This is a genomic window from Streptomyces sp. NPDC027672 (genome assembly GCF_055566335.1).
On the sequence record NZ_JBVHSO010000006.1, the window covers coordinates 139,789 to 153,634 of the forward strand.

Below are 13,846 nucleotides of genomic sequence, written 5' to 3' on the forward strand. Positions count from 1 at the left end.
CATACTCGTGGGGTGACCGACGCCGCACCCGCCGCTCCCGGCCCGCCCGCGCCGTACGATGCCGTCGTGCTGGCCGGCGGGGCCGCCCGGCGGCTCGGCGGGGCCGACAAGCCCGGGGTCCGCGTCGGCGGCCGCGCGCTGCTCGACCGGGTGCTCGCGGCCTGCGCGGACGCCCGGACGACCGTCGTCGTGGCCACGCCCCGGCCCACCGCCCGGCCGGTGCGCTGGGCCCGTGAGGAGCCGCCCGGCGGCGGGCCGGTCGCCGCGCTCGCGGCCGGGCTGCGGCAGACCACCGCCGGGCACGCCGTCGTCCTCTCCGCCGACCTGCCCTTCCTCGGACGCGGCGCGCTGCACCGGCTGCTGACCGCCCTGCGGGACACCGGCGCCGACGGCGCCCTGCTCACCGACGCCGACGGCCGCGACCAGCCGCTCGTGGCCGCCTACCGCACCGCCGCCCTGCGCCGCGAGCTGGCCGCCCTCGCCGCCGCGCACGACGGCCTCACCGGACTGCCGCTGCGTCGGCTGACCGGTGCCCTCCGCCTCACCCGCGTCCCGGACCCGCTCGCGTCCTTCGACTGCGACACCTGGGACGACATCGCCGACGCCAGGGCACGGATCAGGGAGCATGGCTCTGTGTTGGATGAATGGATCACCGCAGTCAAGGACGAGCTGGGCCTCGACCTGGACGTCGACACCGGCGCCCTGCTCGACCTGGCCCGGGACGCCGCGCACGGCGTGGCCCGTCCCGCCGCACCGCTGACCACCTTCCTCGTCGGCTACGCCGCGGCGCGGGCCGGGGGAGGGCCCGAGGCCGTCGCCGAGGCCGCCCGCAGGGCCGCCGCGCTGGCCCTGCGGTGGCAAGAGGAGAACGACGGCGGCGCGCAGGACCGGAGCGGCGGGGGCCCGAGCGCCCCGGACGCCGGATGACCGCCCCCGGCACCCCGGCCGACGCGCCCGCCGCCGACACCGACGACCTCGATGTCGAGGAGGCCCTGGCACTGGTGAGGGAAGCCCCCAGGGAACCCGGGGACGACGGCACCGGGCTGCCGCCCGGCCCGGCCGCCGGGCCGTCCGGCGAGCGGCCCGCCGAGCGGCACCGGGCCATCCCCTGGCCCCACGCCCGCGCGATCGCCGCCCGCGCCGCGCGCGGCCAGGCCCCGAAGAAGGCGGAGGGCACCCCCGCCGGCCCCCGGCGCGCGCCCGTCTCCGTCTCCCTCGGCGACGCCCTCGGACTGGTCCTGGCCGCCCCGCTGGACGCGCTCACCGACCTGCCCTCCTTCGACACCTCCGCGATGGACGGCTGGGCGGTCGCCGGACCCGGCCCCTGGCAGGTGCGGGAGGAAGGGGTGCTCGCCGGGCACGCCCCGCCCGGGCCGCTCACGGACGGCGAGGCGGTCCGGATCGCCACCGGCGCCCGCGTCCCCGCCGACACCACCGCCGTCCTGCGCAGCGAGCACGGCCGGATGGACGCCCAGGGCCGGCTGCACGCCACCCGGGAGATGCTCCACGGCCAGGACATCCGCCCGCGCGGCCAGGAGTGCCGCACCGGCGACCGGTTGCTGCCCGTCGGCACCCTGGTCACCCCCGCCGTCCTGGGCCTCGCCGCGGCGGCCGGCTACGACACGGTCACCGCCGTCCCCCGGCCCAGCGCCGAAGTGCTCGTCCTCGGAGACGAGCTGCTGACCGCGGGCCTGCCGCACGACGGGCTGATCAGGGACGCGCTCGGTCCCATGCTGCCGCCCTGGCTGCGCGCCCTCGGTGCCGAGGTCCTCGCCGTCCGCCGGATCGGTGACGACGCCCGGGCGCTCCGCAAGGCGGTCACCGCCTCTCCGGCCGACCTGATCATCACCACCGGCGGTACCGCGGCCGGGCCCGTCGACCACGTCCACCCGGTCCTGGAACGCGTCGGCGCCGAACTCCTCGTCGACGGCGTGCAGGTGCGCCCCGGCCATCCCATGCTGCTGGCCCGCACCACGGACCACCAGCACCTCGTCGGGCTGCCCGGCAATCCGCTCGCGGCCGTCTCCGCTCTGCTCACGCTCGCCGAACCGCTGCTGCGGACCCTCGCCGCGCGTCCCGCGCCCGAGCCGTACACACTGCCCCTGAAGGAGGCGGTGCAGGGCCACCCGTACGACACGCGGCTCGTCCCCGTGGTGCTGCGCGGGGACCATGCCATGCCGCTGCACTACAACGGCCCGGCGATGCTCCGCGGTATCGCCGCCGCCGACGCGCTGGCCGTCGTACCGCCCGGCGGGGTCCGGCAGGACGAGGAGACGGAACTCCTCGACCTGCCCTGGGCCAGCGCCGGGATCGGGGTGTGTTTCACGTGAAACAACCGGGTCATGACGCCATCGGCCGCCAAGCGGGTGATCATCTGGCGTCCCAGCGGGTGCAACTGCCGAAACCGCTGGTGGACCGGCCCATCCGCCAGGTGCTCAAGCGCCTGGTCATGGCTCTGACGGTGCTGGTCGCCACCGCGCTGATCGTCTACGCCGACCACGACGGCTACCACGACAACGCCGACGGCTCGGTCAGCCTCCTGGACGCCTTCTACTACGCGACGGTGACCCTCTCCACCACGGGCTACGGCGACATCACCCCGGTCGGTGACGGCGCCCGGCTCACCAACATCTTCCTCATCACGCCCCTGCGTGTGCTGTTCCTGATCATCCTGGTCGGCACCACGCTGGAGGTCCTCACCGAGCGCACCCGTGAGGAATGGCGCCTGAACCGCTGGAGGTCCGCCTTGCGCGACCACACCGTCGTCATCGGCTTCGGCACGAAGGGCCGTTCGGCCATCCAGACCGTCTGCGCGACCGGACTGAAGAAGGAGCAGGTCGTCGTGGTCGACCCCAGCTCCAAGGCGATCGACGCGGCGACCGCGGAGGGCTACGCCGGGGTCATAGGCGACGCCACCCGCAGCGAGGTGCTCAAGCGGGCCGAGGTGCACAAGGCCCGGCAGATCATCGTCGCCCCGCAGCGCGACGACACCTCGGTCCTGGTCACCCTCACCGCTCGCCAGCTCAACCGCGGCGCCAAGATCGTGGCCGCCGTCCGCGAGGAGGAGAACGCCCCGCTGCTCAAGCAGTCCGGCGCCGACGCCGTCATCACCAGTTCCGGCGCGGCCGGCCGGCTGCTCGGCCTCTCCGTGCTGAGTCCCGCCGCCGGCATGGTGATGGAGGACCTGATCCAGCAGGGCAGCGGGCTCGACATCGTGGAACGGGCCGTGGTCCGCGGCGAGGTCGGCAAGAAGCCGCGCGAGACGGACGACCTCGTGGTGAGCGTCCTGCGCGGGCACCGGGTGCTCGGTTACGACGACCCGTCCGTCGGCACCCTCCAGCTCACGGACCGGCTCATCACCATCGTCCGGGTCAGTCCGGGCGTCCAGGTCACCGCGGACACCCGCCCCCTCCCACACGGCTGACGGCGGTGGTGGGGGGTAGCGTCACGGGCATGCATGCGATCACGATTCCCCAACCCGGTGGTCCCGAGGCGCTGGTGTGGGACGAGGTTCCCGATCCGGTGCCCGGTGAGGGCGAAGTGCTGGTCGAGGTGGTGGCCAGCGCCGTCAACCGCGCCGACATCCTTCAGCGCCAGGGCTTCTACAACCCGCCGCCCGGCGCCTCCGCCTACCCCGGCCTGGAGTGCTCCGGCCGGATCGCCGCGCTCGGCCCCGGCGTCTCCGGCTGGGCCGTCGGCGACGAGGTGTGCGCGCTGCTCGCGGGCGGCGGCTACGCCGAGAAGGTCGCCGTACCGGCCGGGCAACTGCTCCCCGTGCCCGAGGGCCTGGACCTGAAGCAGGCGGCGGCGCTGCCCGAGGTGGTCTGCACGGTCTGGTCCAACGTGTTCATGGTCGCCCACCTGCGTCCGGGCGAGACGCTGCTGGTGCACGGCGGCTCCAGCGGCATCGGCACCATGGCCGTCCAGCTCGCCAAGGCCCTCGGCGCCAGGGTCGCGGTGACCGCCGGCACGAAGGAGAAGCTGGACTACTGCGCCGAGCTGGGCGCGGACGTGCTCATCAACTACCGCGAGCAGGACTTCGTCGCCGAGATCAAGCAGGCCACCGACGGCGCGGGCGCCGATGTCATCCTCGACAACATGGGCGCCAAGTACCTGGACCGCAACGTCCAGGCCCTCGCCGTCAACGGGCGCCTCGCCATCATCGGCATGCAGGGCGGCTCGAAGGGCGAGCTGAACATCGGCGCGCTGCTCGCCAAGCGGGGCGCGGTCAGCGCGACCTCGCTGCGGTCCCGTCCGCTGGACGAGAAGGCGGCCATCGTCGCCGCCGTACGCGAGCACGTGTGGCCGCTCCTCGCCGACGGGCACGTCCGTCCGGTCGTGGACCGCGAGGTGCCGATGCCGGAGGCGGCCGAGGCGCACGGCCTGGTGGAGGCGAGCGGTCACATCGGCAAGGTGCTGCTGGTGGCGCCGTAGCACGCAGCATCGGCAGCCAGGTGGTGCCGTAGCGCGCAGGCACCGGCAAGCCTGACCCGCCGGCGGGCCGGTGCCGTCCTGGCGGTGAGGCCGGGTGGTCAGGTTCTGCGGAGCCGCAGGCCCAGCAGGCCCAGGCCGAGCCCCAGGCCGATGAGGACCAGACCGCTGCCCAGCGGGAGGATCCGCAGGACCGGCTCCGTCGCGGCCTCGCTCCGCCCGGTCGCCTGCCGGGACCGCGGCGGGGCCGTGGCGGAGCCGAGTCCGGCCCCGTCGGGTGGCTGGGAGGCGGCGGGCACGTCCGTGATCTCCGGTTCCGCCGGCTGGGCGGCGGGCGTGACGGAAGCGGTGTCGTCGTCGTCCTCCGCCTCCGAATCCGCCTCGGACCGGTCCGGCCGGCCCGGCCGCATCCGTCCCTCACCGGCCCGGCTGCCCGCCCGGGTCGGCTCGCTCCAGGCGAGGGAGTGGTACGGACGGACCGACGCCGAGGCGGAGTCCGACGGCAGGGGAATGAGGGCGGGCGCGTCGGGGCGCGGGAGGCCGGCGGGGGCGGACGGTCCCCGGTCCGGGCGGTCGTGGCCGGGGCGGCCGTGATCCGGATGCCCTTCCTCACGCGGCCCGTGCCCCGGCGCCGGATGGTCCGCGGCGGGGTGACCCTGCACCGGATGGTCCGCGGCCGGGCGGCCCTGCGCCGGGTGGTCCGGTGACGGATGGTCCGCGGCGGGGTGGCCGTGGGGCGAGTGGGCCGGGGACGCGTTCCCCGGGGTGTCCCGCCGCTGCTCGCCGCGTCCGGTGGCGGACGCGTGGGCGGGGCCCGGCTCGGCGGCGCGCGCGGGCGTGCCGCCGTACACGACGGTGACGCCGTACAGCGGCAGTGCCGCCGCCGCGAGGACGGCGGGCAGCCGCAGACAGCGGAGCGTGAGTCGCAGGCGTGGCGGCACGTCGCTGACCTCCCGGAACCCAGGTGTCGTGACCGGTGGATGACCGACGGGAACAAGCCTCACATTCAATCCGACCGAGGGCATTCCGGATTGGTCCGTCGGGTCGAAACGCCGGATCGGCCACACCGGGGGGCGCCACGGTGATGAGGTGGGGGCGTGCGAGAGAATGGCGGCATGGAGATGCCGAGGAACGAACGGTCGCCGGAGAATCCGCAGATCCTTGTCGTGGGTCAGGACGGGATGGCGCTCGGCGGTGGCGGAGACGATGACTCCCGTGAGACCCCGGTGACGGAGCAGGTGGAACAGCCCGCCAAGGTCATGCGGATCGGCAGCATGATCAAGCAACTGCTGGAGGAGGTGCGGGCGGCTCCCCTCGACGAGGCCAGCCGCGTGCGGCTGAAGGAGATCCACGCCAGCTCCGTTAAGGAGCTGGAGGACGGTCTGGCCCCCGAGCTGGTCGAGGAGCTGGAGCGGCTGTCCCTGCCGTTCACCCACGAGGCCACCCCGAGCGACGCGGAACTGCGGATCGCGCAGGCGCAACTGGTGGGCTGGCTGGAGGGTCTCTTCCACGGGATCCAGACGACGCTGTTCGCCCAGCAGATGGCCGCGCGGGCCCAGCTGGAGCAGATGCGCCGCGCGCTGCCGCCGGGGGTGTCCGGTCCCGAGGGCGGTGACGACCCGCACGTGGCCGGCCGTTCGGGCGGGCCGTACCTGTAACCCCCGCGAGCCCGGTACGCGGCTCTCATCCGGTCACGACACACGAAGGGCCCGGCGGACGACCGCCGGGCCCGACTCATGCGCCGCGCGGACCGGTGAAGCGCCGCCGGGCGCCGCGCACGGGCCGGGTCACACCGGCCCCGGGCGGCTCACACGCCGTGCGCACCAGCCCGGAGCGCGCCGCCGGGTGCGGCGCACAGACCGGGTCGCACCGGCCGAGGCGTGCCGCCGGGCCCGGCTCACACGCCGTACGGACGGGCCGGAGCGTGCCGCCGGATCCAGGTCCCCGGCGTCCTGCCGCCCGTCACTGCGGAGGGTTGCCCGTCGACACGCTCAGCTCGATGGCGTCCATGTGGTCCGGGTCGACGTCGGTGCCCTGGGCGGGGAACTGGTTCAGCACGGTGCCGTCGCCCCAGGTGTTCTCGTCCTGGTCGTCGATCCTCCACTTCCAGCCCGCGGCCTGGAGGCACTGCTTCACGGAGCCGATGTCCTTGTACCGGAAGTCGGGCAGCTGGATCTTGTCCGGGTCCCGCCACGACTCCTGCGGGTCGGTGCACTTCTCCTTGTCGATGCGCCGGGAGATGTCCGCCGTGCGGTAGCCCGCCGGGTGGGAGGCGGACGCCGAGGCGCTGGTGCCGCCAGCACCGCCGTTGGTGTCGTCGCCGCCGTCGCGCAGCGTCAGCGCGACGGTCAGCCCGACGGCCACGATGACCGCCACCGCGGCCGAGGCGAGCAGGACCGGCCGCCGGTTCCGGCCCGCGCCGGCGGGCTGCCCCGGCCGCTGCGCGACCGTGTACGGCGGCGGGGTCTGCGCCGCGGGCTGCGGGCCGTAGCCCGCGGCGGGCGTCTGGTAGCCGCCCTGCTGCGGATAGCCGTAGGCCGGTGCGGGCGTCTGGTGGCCGTACGGATGCGGGGCCGGGCCCGGCTGGTACGGCGTCTGCACCTGGCCCTGCGGGACCGGTGCCGCCTGGTCGACCGGCGGGAACACCGCGGATCCGACGCCCGAGCCGCTCTGCCGGGGCCCGGCGCCGGGCACGATGTTCGGCGCGGTCCCCTGGAGGGAGGCCGCGACCCGCAGGCACTCCTGCCGCATGGCCTCGGCGCTCGGGAAGCGTTCGTTGGGGTTCTTCCGCAGCGCGCGGGCGACCAGCGCGTCCACGGCGGGCGGCAGCGCGCGGTTGACCGAGGAGGGCGCCACCGGCTCCTCCTGGACATGCGCGTACGCGATCGCCAGCGGGGAGTCCGCGTCGAACGGCAGCCGGCCGGTGACCAGCTGGAACAGCATGATGCCGACCGAGTACAGGTCGGAGCGGGCGTCCACGCCCCGGCCGAGGGCCTGCTCGGGCGAGAGGTACTGCGGGGTGCCCACGACCATGCCGGTCTGCGTCATGGAGGTGACGCCGGACTGCATGGCGCGGGCGATGCCGAAGTCCATGACCTTGACCACGCCGCGCCGGGTCGTCATCACGTTGCCCGGCTTGATGTCCCGGTGGACCAGCCCCTTCTCGTGGCTGATCTCCAGAGCGGCGAGCACGTCGGCGGTGATCTCCAGCGCCTTGCCGGCGGGCATCGCGCCGTACTGCCGGATGTCGTCGGCCAGGACCGAGCCCAGCGGCCGGCCCTCGACGTACTCCATGACGATGTACGGCGTCGCCATGCCGTCCACGTCGTCCTCGCCGGTGTCGAAGACGGAGACGATGTTGGTGTGCGTGAGCTTGGCCACGGCCTGCGCCTCGCGGCGGAAGCGCTCGCGGAAGGCCTGTTCCCGGCCGAGTTCGGTGTGCAGGGTCTTGATGGCGACCTGGCGGTCCAGCACCGTGTCGTACGCCAGGTGCACCGAGGCCATGCCGCCCTCGCCCAGCAGGTCGCGAAGCTGGTAGCGGCCCTGGGCCAGCGCCCGCCCCGCGTACCGGCCGTGTGCGCCGTCCTGGCTCATCTCTGCGCGTCCCCCACTGACCGTCCGGCGCCGTGCTCCAGCGGACAGGCCTTGATCGAATGTCTCATTCCCGGCCAAGTCTGCCCGAGGGCACCGGCACGTCAAGCTCGGTGCCCGTTCCGTGACCGTACGCGCAAGAAGCGTCGTGGAAGCGTTACCGGGGGCGTACGGCCGGCACACATAATTTGCACGACAGCGCGTGCTGGAGGTTTCATGGCCGGTCCGTCCCGGGCCCGTCCCGGGTGCCGTTCCGGACCGGCGGCCCCCACGGAGGCTGTAGCGTGGCCGACGGAGACCGTGACAACACCGCGCGCACCGCGGGCAGAAACGACGGCGAGGACTGATGGCACAGACGCAGCGCTCTCAGGGCCCGTCCGACCCCGAGGCGACTGGCGGCGGCATGTCGGACGCGCCGGAACTGTGGGGCAACGGCGGGCTCGTCGGCGACGGCCGGTACCGGCTGACGCACCGGCTGGGCCGGGGCGGCATGGCCGAGGTGTTCGCGGCCGAGGACGTCCGGCTGGGCCGCACGGTCGCGGTCAAGCTGCTCCGCGCGGACCTGGCCGAGGACCCGGTCTCCAAGGCGCGCTTCACCCGCGAGGCGCAGTCCGTCGCGGGCCTGAACCACCATGCGATCGTCGCCGTGTACGACTCCGGCGAGGACGTGGTGGGCGGCCAGTCCGTGCCGTACATCGTCATGGAGCTGGTCGAGGGCCGCACCATCCGCGACCTGCTGATGAACGCCGAGGCGCCGGGCCCGGAGCAGGCCCTGATCATCGTCTCCGGTGTGCTGGAGGCGCTCGCCTACTCGCACCAGCACGGCATCGTGCACCGTGACATCAAGCCGGCGAACGTCATCATCACCCACAGCGGCGCCGTCAAGGTGATGGACTTCGGCATCGCCCGCGCCCTGCACGGCGCGTCCACGACGATGACGCAGACCGGCATGGTCATGGGCACCCCGCAGTACCTCTCCCCGGAGCAGGCGCTCGGCAAGGCCGTCGACCACCGCTCCGACCTGTACGCCACCGGCTGCCTGCTGTACGAACTGCTCGCGCTGCGGCCCCCGTTCACCGGCGAGACCCCGCTGTCGGTGGTGTACCAGCACGTCCAGGACATGCCGGTGCCGCCGTCGCAGGTCGTCGACGGCACCTGCCCGCCGGAGCTGGACGGCCTGGTGATGCGCTCCCTCGCCAAGGAGCCCGACGACCGGTTCCAGACCGCCGAGGAGATGCGCGGCCTGGTCCAGTACGGCCTGCAGATGCTGTACGAGCAGGGCGCCCACACCGGCACCTGGAACACCGGTCCGGTGCAGGCGCAGGACGGCCGGCACACCCCGGCGGCCGGACTCGGCGGGACGACCGTCATGCCGGTGGACGCGGGCGGCACCGCGCAGATCCCGCAGCCGATCCTGCCCACGGGCTACGGCAGCGGCGACGACGGCGGCTTCGAGGGCCACGGCGCCCGGCGCGGCGGCCGCGGCAAGATGTGGATCCTCGCCGTCCTCGCGGTCGTCGCGATCGCGGCGGGCGTGGCGCTGGCGCTGAACGGCGCCGAGGGCGACGGCGGCAAGGGCACCGACACCAAGCCGACGACGACGCACTCCAAGAGCACGAAGAAGGAGTCGCCCAAGCCGACCCCGACCGACGAGGAAACCGACCCGCCCTCGGACCCGGCCACGCAGGACGGCAGCTCGGGCACGGGCACCGGTTCCGGCTGGCCGCCGGCGTCCACGCCCTCGTACACCCCGTCGCAGACCACTCCGACGACCCCGACCGACGAGCCGTCCGCCCCGCAGCCGACCCAGACGCAGCCCACGGCGACCACCGACGGCGGCACCACGGACGGCGGCACGGTCGGCGGCACCACGGACGCCGGTACGACGGACGGCGGGACCACCGACGGCGGCGGGACCACGACCGACGGCGGCGGCGACACCACCGACGGCGGGACCACCACCACCGACGGCGGCACCGGCGAGACCACCGGTTGAAGCGAACCTCCGGCGACCGGCCCGGCGTCACCCTGAGCCGGCGCCGGCCGCCCACCGCGGCACACGCCGCCCGGTGACCCTCCTCCCGCCGGGCGCTCACCGCACGAACGCGTCGCACACCGCGTCGTACTCGCGCGTCCACCACACCGCGAGCGCGGACGCGGCCGGGAACTGGCAGTCCGCGCGGGTGTCGCCGCGCTCGTAGTGCCAGCGCAGCATCCAGAAGTCGTTCAGCCGCTCCCACCACACGCGGTGCACGGCCGCCGCCAGCTCCGCGGGCGCGGCGCCGGCCGCGCGCCGGTACGCGCGCGCGTAGGCCCGCACTTTCGGCAGGTCCAGCCGTCCGGCGGGGCGTACGAAGAAGATGGCGGCGGCGCGTACGGCCTCCTCCGCGCGCGGCTGTACGCCGAGCCGGTCCCAGTCCACGATGGCGGCCGGGGCGTCGTCCCGGTAGAGCACGTTGAACGGGTGGAAGTCGCCGTGCACCCAGCCCACCGGGCCGCCGCGCGGCGGACGCCGGTGCGCGTGCTGCTCCAGCAGGGCCCGGCGTTCCAGCAGCCGGTGCCGGGCGAGTTCGTCGAAGGCGTCGGCGGGCCGGTGCCGGCGGACGTGCGCGAGCAGGTCGTCGATGAGGGCGTGGGTGTCGGCCGGGTCGGCGCTCTCCACGGGGTGCGGGCTCGTCGCCGGGCGCGTGCGCCCCTTGGGCGGCATCACGCGCTCCAGACAGGCGTGTACGGCCCCGAGGACGGCGCCTAAGCGGGCGCTCTCGCCCCGGGTGAGCTGGCCGCCGTGGCGGTGCCCGCCGTCGATCCAGGGGTGCAGGGCGTAGGCGTGGCCGCCGACGACCGCGACCGTGCGGCCCTCGCGGTCCGCGAGCGGCGGGGCGACCGGGACGCCGAGGTCGGCGAGGCGCTGGGTGGCGCGGTTCCGGCGCTCGATGGCGGCCGGGTCGGCGGTGTCCGGGTCGAAGTGGTGCTTCAGGAAGTACCGGCCGCGGGTGGTGTTCAGCCGGTAGCCGCGGTTGAGCAGGCCCTGGTCGACCGGCTCGCAGGTGAGGACGGTGCCCGCCGCGTACAGACGGAGCAGGGTGCCCACGGGGGGCGCGTGGGGCACGACGGGGGGTACACATGAGCGCGGCACGCGCCAGATGTTAGGGCACGCGACGAGCCCGTGAGCTGGGCGTTGTCACAGGCAGTCGCCGACGGTCGCTTTCGGTCACGACACGGGCTTTTCCGGGGCCGTGCGGAGGTTGCCGGTGGCTTCCGGGGCGGCCGATCGGGCATGTCCCTACTTTTCCGCCTTCGTGTGCGAGGCCGGTGTCACAGTGGACTCTTCCCGTGACCTGGGTGCGCGAGATAACGTGCGCTTGCTCCGGACTGCGACAAGGCTGTGACCAGCACGCTTTCACGCCCCCTCGATTTACTTGGAAATCCAAGCAAAATCGCAGGTCAAACGGGGTTTCACAGAAATGTGAGGCACTGGGTAACGTGTTGGTTGCAGGGCGCTCGCCGGGGCACCTGTCACGCCTGTTCCCGGCCGAGTGGCACCCACCCCGTGCCCGGTGGTCGGAACAGGTGAGCCGCACTGGCCTACCGGCAACCCCGGGGGCCGGAACGACGGAGGAGCACACGTGACCGTGGAGAGCAGTGCCGCGCGCAAGCCGCGACGCAGCGCCGCAGGCAAGGCCGGCACCACCGGCAGCAAGACCGGAGCCACCGGCACCGAGCGCACCACCCGTACCACCCGCAGTACCGCGAAGAAGAGCACCGACCCCGAACTCGTGCAGCTGCTGACCCCGGAGGGCGAGCGGGTCGCGAACGCCGAGTACGACGCCTACGTCGCCGGCCTCACCCCCGACGATCTGCGCGGCCTCTACCGCGACATGGTGCTCACCCGTCGCTTCGACGCCGAGGCCACCGCCCTGCAGCGCCAGGGCGAGCTGGGCCTGTGGGCGTCCCTGCTGGGCCAGGAAGCCGCCCAGATCGGCTCCGGCCGCGCCACCCGCGAGGACGACTACGTCTTCCCGACCTACCGGGAGCACGGCGTCGCCTGGTGCCGCGGCGTCGACCCGGCCAACCTGCTCGGCATGTTCCGCGGCGTGAACCACGGCGGCTGGGACCCGAACAGCAACAACTTCCACCTGTACACGATCGTCATCGGCTCCCAGACGCTGCACGCCACCGGCTACGCGATGGGCGTGGCCAAGGACGGTGCGGACTCGGCGGTCATCGCCTACTTCGGCGACGGCGCCTCCAGCCAGGGCGACGTGGCGGAATCGTTCACCTTCTCCGCGGTCTACAACGCCCCGGTGGTGTTCTTCTGCCAGAACAACCAGTGGGCGATCTCCGAGCCGACCGAGCGCCAGACCCGCGTCCCGCTGTACCAGCGCGCCCAGGGCTACGGCTTCCCGGGCGTCCGGGTCGACGGCAACGACGTGCTGGCCTGCCTGGCGGTCACCAAGTGGGCGCTGGAGCGCGCCCGCCGCGGCGAGGGCCCCACCCTGGTGGAGGCGTACACCTACCGCATGGGCGCCCACACCACCTCCGACGACCCCACCCGCTACCGGGGCGACGAGGAGCGGCTGGCCTGGGAGGCGAAGGACCCGATCCTGCGCCTGCGCCGCCACCTGGAGGCCGCACACCACGCGGACGAGGGATTCTTCGCGGAACTCGAGGCCGAGTCCGAGACGTTGGGCAAGCGGGTGCGCGAAGCGGTCCGCGCCATGCCCGACCCGGACCGCTTCGCCCTCTTCGAGAACGTGTACGCGGACGGACACGCGCTCGTGGACGAGGAACGCGCCCAGTTCGCCGCCTACCAGGCGTCGTTCGCCGATGAAGGGGGTCACTGAGATGGCCGAGAAGATGGCGATGGCCAAGGCCATCAACGAGTCGCTGCGCCGCGCCCTGGACGCCGACCCCAAGGTCCTCGTCATGGGCGAGGACGTCGGCAAGCTGGGCGGCGTCTTCCGGGTGACGGACGGTCTGCAGAAGGACTTCGGCGAGAGCCGGGTCATCGACACCCCGCTCGCCGAGTCCGGCATCGTCGGCACCGCGATCGGCCTGGCCCTGCGCGGCTACCGCCCGGTGGTGGAGATCCAGTTCGACGGCTTCGTCTTCCCGGCCTACGACCAGATCGTCACCCAGCTCGCCAAGATGCACGCCCGCTCGCTGGGCACGGTCAAGATGCCGGTCGTCGTCCGCATCCCCTACGGCGGCGGCATCGGCGCGGTCGAGCACCACTCGGAGTCGCCGGAGGCGCTGTTCGCCCATGTGGCGGGCCTGAAGGTGGTGACGCCCTCGAACGCCTCGGACGCGTACTGGATGATGCAGCAGGCCATCCAGAGCGACGACCCGGTGATCTACTTCGAGCCCAAGCGGCGCTACTGGGACAAGGGCGAGGTCGACCCCGAGGCGATCCCGGCCCCGCTGCACAAGGCACGCGTGGTCCGCGAGGGCACGGACCTCACCCTGGCCGCGTACGGCCCGATGGTGAAGCTCTGCCAGGAGGCCGCGGACGCGGCGGCCGAGGAGGGCAAGTCCCTGGAGGTCCTGGACCTGCGCTCGGTCAGTCCGCTCGACTTCGACGCGGTCCAGGCGTCGGTGGAGAAGACCCGCCGCCTGGTCGTGGTGCACGAGGCGCCGGTGTTCCTCGGTTCCGGCGCGGAGATCGCCGCGCGGATCACCGAGCGCTGCTTCTACCACCTGGAGGCACCGGTCCTCCGTGTCGGCGGCTACCACGCCCCGTACCCGCCGGCCCGCCTCGAGGAGGAGTACCTGCCCGACCTGGACCGCGTGCTCGACGCCGTCGACCGCTCGCTGGCGTACTGAG

General features: G+C 73.9%; 11 protein-coding genes. 8 read left to right on the top strand and 3 right to left on the bottom strand.

Features of this window, described 5'->3' with window-relative positions:
- Positions 1–12: 12 nt before the first annotated feature.
- Genes ACZ4SV_RS16470 through ACZ4SV_RS16485 form a run of 4 tightly spaced genes read left to right on the top strand, consistent with a single transcriptional unit; the run spans position 13 to position 4,434 of the window.
- The gene (locus ACZ4SV_RS16470; RefSeq protein ID WP_468004965.1) at positions 13–927 is read left to right on the top strand and encodes an NTP transferase domain-containing protein; all 915 of its coding nucleotides are present in this window, start codon (positions 13–15) and stop codon (positions 925–927) included.
- Entirely contained in the window at positions 924–2,330 is a 1,407-nt protein-coding gene (locus ACZ4SV_RS16475; protein ID WP_468004967.1) for a molybdopterin molybdotransferase MoeA, read from the top strand. The genes ACZ4SV_RS16470 and ACZ4SV_RS16475 overlap by 4 nt, the downstream gene beginning before the upstream one ends.
- Positions 2,327–3,424, top strand: a complete 1,098-nt coding sequence (locus ACZ4SV_RS16480) for a potassium channel family protein (RefSeq protein ID WP_397936444.1) — start codon at positions 2,327–2,329, stop codon at positions 3,422–3,424. The genes ACZ4SV_RS16475 and ACZ4SV_RS16480 overlap by 4 nt, the downstream gene beginning before the upstream one ends.
- Positions 3,425–3,453: 29 nt before the next feature.
- The gene (locus tag ACZ4SV_RS16485) at positions 3,454–4,434 is read left to right on the top strand and encodes an NAD(P)H-quinone oxidoreductase (protein ID WP_468004970.1); all 981 of its coding nucleotides are present in this window, start codon (positions 3,454–3,456) and stop codon (positions 4,432–4,434) included.
- Between the two features lie 98 nt (positions 4,435–4,532).
- On the opposite strand, the gene ACZ4SV_RS16490 is transcribed toward ACZ4SV_RS16485, so the two are convergent.
- Entirely contained in the window at positions 4,533–5,372 is an 840-nt protein-coding gene (locus ACZ4SV_RS16490; protein WP_468004972.1) for a hypothetical protein, read from the bottom strand.
- A gap of 174 nt (positions 5,373–5,546) precedes the next feature.
- On the opposite strand from ACZ4SV_RS16490, the gene ACZ4SV_RS16495 reads away from it, so the two are divergent.
- The gene (locus ACZ4SV_RS16495) at positions 5,547–6,089 is read left to right on the top strand and encodes a bacterial proteasome activator family protein (protein ID WP_365871288.1); all 543 of its coding nucleotides are present in this window, start codon (positions 5,547–5,549) and stop codon (positions 6,087–6,089) included.
- 304 nt (positions 6,090–6,393) lie between these two features.
- On the opposite strand, the gene ACZ4SV_RS16500 is transcribed toward ACZ4SV_RS16495, so the two are convergent.
- A complete protein-coding gene (locus ACZ4SV_RS16500; RefSeq protein ID WP_468004974.1) occupies positions 6,394–8,025 on the bottom strand; it encodes a Stk1 family PASTA domain-containing Ser/Thr kinase in 1,632 nt (543 codons plus the stop codon).
- Between the two features lie 343 nt (positions 8,026–8,368).
- Between ACZ4SV_RS16500 and ACZ4SV_RS16505 the strand changes: the two genes are divergently transcribed.
- Positions 8,369–10,018, top strand: coding sequence for a protein kinase domain-containing protein (locus tag ACZ4SV_RS16505; RefSeq protein ID WP_468004976.1), 1,650 nt, complete (start codon positions 8,369–8,371; stop codon positions 10,016–10,018).
- Positions 10,019–10,114: 96 nt separating this feature from the next.
- On the opposite strand, the gene ACZ4SV_RS16510 is transcribed toward ACZ4SV_RS16505, so the two are convergent.
- On the bottom strand, positions 10,115–11,131 hold the full coding sequence (locus ACZ4SV_RS16510) for a phosphotransferase (protein WP_468004978.1): 1,017 nt from the start codon (positions 11,129–11,131) through the stop codon (positions 10,115–10,117).
- Positions 11,132–11,648: 517 nt separating this feature from the next.
- Between ACZ4SV_RS16510 and pdhA the strand changes: the two genes are divergently transcribed.
- Together pdhA and ACZ4SV_RS16520 are read left to right on the top strand one after the other, a co-directional pair.
- Positions 11,649–12,866, top strand: a complete 1,218-nt coding sequence (gene pdhA / locus ACZ4SV_RS16515) for a pyruvate dehydrogenase (acetyl-transferring) E1 component subunit alpha (protein WP_365871296.1) — start codon at positions 11,649–11,651, stop codon at positions 12,864–12,866.
- A gap of 1 nt (position 12,867) precedes the next feature.
- Complete coding sequence (locus ACZ4SV_RS16520) at positions 12,868–13,845, top strand: alpha-ketoacid dehydrogenase subunit beta (RefSeq protein WP_365871298.1); 978 nt, start codon at positions 12,868–12,870, stop codon at positions 13,843–13,845.
- The last annotated feature ends 1 nt before the right edge of the window (position 13,846 follow it).

Coding starts and splice junctions, on each gene's coding strand:
- ACZ4SV_RS16475 (WP_468004967.1), top strand. CDS start 924: ATGACCGCCCCCGGCACCCCGGCCGACGCGCCCGCCGCCGACACCGAC.
- ACZ4SV_RS16485 (WP_468004970.1), top strand. CDS start 3,454: ATGCATGCGATCACGATTCCCCAACCCGGTGGTCCCGAGGCGCTGGTG.
- ACZ4SV_RS16495 (WP_365871288.1), top strand. CDS start 5,547: ATGGAGATGCCGAGGAACGAACGGTCGCCGGAGAATCCGCAGATCCTT.
- ACZ4SV_RS16500 (WP_468004974.1), bottom strand. CDS start 8,025: ATGAGCCAGGACGGCGCACACGGCCGGTACGCGGGGCGGGCGCTGGCC.
- ACZ4SV_RS16505 (WP_468004976.1), top strand. CDS start 8,369: ATGGCACAGACGCAGCGCTCTCAGGGCCCGTCCGACCCCGAGGCGACT.
- ACZ4SV_RS16520 (WP_365871298.1), top strand. CDS start 12,868: ATGGCCGAGAAGATGGCGATGGCCAAGGCCATCAACGAGTCGCTGCGC.